This is a genomic window from Clostridium sp. UBA4395, assembly GCF_002390995.1.
Classification (GTDB): domain Bacteria; phylum Bacillota; class Clostridia; order Clostridiales; family Clostridiaceae; genus Clostridium_J; species Clostridium_J sulfidigenes.
Genome location: NZ_DGRF01000001.1, coordinates 1 through 2,665, shown reverse-complemented (window position 1 = coordinate 2,665; position 2,665 = coordinate 1). Strand labels below are relative to the sequence as shown.

3 protein-coding genes are annotated in these 2,665 nt (G+C 27.8%); all 3 read right to left on the bottom strand.

Annotation, left to right across the window (positions count from 1 at the left end; all coding sequences use genetic code 11):
• Positions 1 to 269: 269 nt before the first annotated feature.
• Complete coding sequence (locus B2694_RS00015; RefSeq protein ID WP_346884014.1) at positions 270 to 863, bottom strand: hypothetical protein; 594 nt, start codon at positions 861 to 863, stop codon at positions 270 to 272.
• A 98-nt stretch (positions 864 to 961) separates the two neighbouring features.
• Positions 962 to 1,774, bottom strand: a complete 813-nt coding sequence (locus tag B2694_RS00010; protein WP_346884013.1) for a creatininase family protein — start codon at positions 1,772 to 1,774, stop codon at positions 962 to 964.
• Positions 1,775 to 2,188: 414 nt separating this feature from the next.
• The coding region (locus B2694_RS00005) for a GNAT family N-acetyltransferase (RefSeq protein ID WP_346884012.1) at positions 2,189 to 2,665 on the bottom strand (477 nt) is incomplete at its 5' end.

Genomic DNA, 2,665 nt, shown 5'->3' with positions numbered 1-2,665 from the left:
CTTGACTATAATTAGCTGGTCTGAATAAAATATAAATTTTATGCTTCTAATTATTTTGCAATTATTTATTTACAATTAAAAATATATAAATTTATTTTAAAATAAATGCAATATAAATAACGCTTGTTTATATTGTAAGAATATTACCAATTAAATAATGCAGTATAATATTCTACTTAATATTTATAGGTGAAGACATCTTTTTCTATTGCATAACAATCAAGGTAATCTGACAATCTTACCTCTATATTACATCTGTCTAATGGATATTAAGTTATTTTTTTAGAATAGTAATAGGTAAATACAATTCTTCCAACACTCATACATATTATTACAATTAAATTAAAAGTAAGAATTACAGATAAAATATATTGTGGAATTTGTTTAATAAATATAAAATATATCACAAAAGTAAGTATTCCTAAGATAAAATTAATTGGACGCAATATTGGTTTAATATTTGCAATCCCTTTCATATCACTTACTAAATAAATGTTTCCAAGTACAAGATAACTTATCGCTTCTGATAAATGTAAAGTAACAAATTGATATAGAAACAATTCAATATAATTGTTACTTATATAAGTAATTTCAATTACTATTATAATCATAAAAGCAAGAAACAAATTTACAACAATTCCTCCATATGAAATTGTTAGGTTTTGTTTAGTGGTTAAATGTTCTGCTTTTTCTTCATCAACTGGTGCTGGTGTAGAAAAAAATAAATATGGCTTTACGCTTACTTTAAGCCAATTTTCTTTACATCCATATTTCCAATAAAAAAAAGAATGCCCTAATTCATGTAACCAAATTACTAAATATAATGTCAAATAACTAATAATAATTATAAATATTAGATTCAAAATAATACCTCCTTTTTATGTGCATTCTGAGGAGTAAGTTCCACTAACTAAATAAATAGCTTTGATTTTTATCAAAGCAGTTTAATGCAATATCATCCTTATACTATTCGTCTTAATATTGCTTCTGATATTCTATAAGCATAATCCTCAACATTCTTTTGAACTTCAACATTTTCAAAATCAGCAGGAGAGCCTAAATAACCTTCCGCTGAAAGTTCTTTTATGTGACCACCAAACAACCATGCTACACCGCTGCTATCATCTAAAGTAACTGGAGGTAAAGACTTCGCTTTTTCAACATCCACTAGAGTTGGATAAAACTCATATATCATAGCTGTTTCAATATCTCCACCATGTACATCAGGAACTTCTGCCTTGCTTACATTAATTGTTTGTTGTTTTATTGGACATAAATAGGGTTCGTCTAACTTAAATCCAAAGTGTGGAAACCTCAATTCATCAAAAGTGTAACAAGCATTGATATGAAATTGCTCACTGGCTTCCCTAAAAGCTTCTATAATGGCAAGGTTATGGTCAATGTCTCCATGTGCATTAACCCCAAAAACATTATTGAAACCAAACTCTGACAGTGATAATAAAATGTCTGAAACTAATGCTTTTGCAGTCTCCTTTCGTATATGGAAAGACCCTATAAAGCCACCTGTTGATTGACAAACACCCCAATAAAAAGGTGGAGCAATAACAACTACATGTCCCTTTTTTTCAAGTTTTTCTTTTATAGCTAGGCAGTATATATGAGCAGTATATATATCTGTTCCTAAGCATAATTGTGGACCATGCTCCTCAATCACCCCCATTGGCAATAAAACAATTGCATTTTTATCAACAAAATCTTGTATCTCAGTCCACTTCATATTTGCCATGGTATCTTTAAAAATTTCATTTATCATAAAAATTAAACCCTTTCATAAATTCTTATTTATATACGAAAAACTAATAAGTAGCATTCTCCAATTATTCATTTATCCTAATGATCATATATACTTATTATAGCATAACTACAATAAAATGTATGTATATGAAAAAAGCACCTCCGTATTGTGGTGCTCTAAAATAAACAGTATTACTAATAAATTATTTAATTATATATTTGTTCCATGGTATAAAAAGATTGTGTTTATAATGTCCTTAAAGCCTTGTTCCATTCAATATAAAAATCAACCATTGAATTATATCTTTTAGACCTATCAATATTTATAGATTTAATTACGATATCATATAGGTTTTTATTCAATTGCTTATTATTTATTAATTTCATTACCTAATTTAAGAAACTTTCAACTTAAGGCAATTTATAATTGCAACTACTTTTCCATTAAGTATGCTGAGCATGAAACACTAAAATCACATTGTTCATATAATTTTTTTGCACTAATGTTATCAATATCTACATATAGCCTAATGCCTGTAGCATTCTTTTCTTGCCTTAATACCTCTGCCTTTTTCATTAATTCATATGCAAACCCGTTTCTGCGATATGAAGGATGAATCCATAATTCATCAACATAAACATGTCCAAAACCATTATATTTTCCAACTTTAGGCATATAAATTAACGAAATCCAACCAACATATCGTCTTTCCACTTCAACCACATATATAGACAAATTAGGATTTGACAATTCATTTATAATACTTTGCTGAGTTACTTCTTTCAATGGTAATCTTTCACTACCGTTCATTCTCCAATATATCATATCATCAAATAAAGAATAATTCCGTGCATCTATTTTCACAATTTTATAGTTCATACAATCACCCTTGTATAATGAACTCATAGT

Coding starts and splice junctions, on each gene's coding strand:
- B2694_RS00010 (WP_346884013.1), bottom strand. CDS start 1,774: ATGATAAATGAAATTTTTAAAGATACCATGGCAAATATGAAGTGGACT.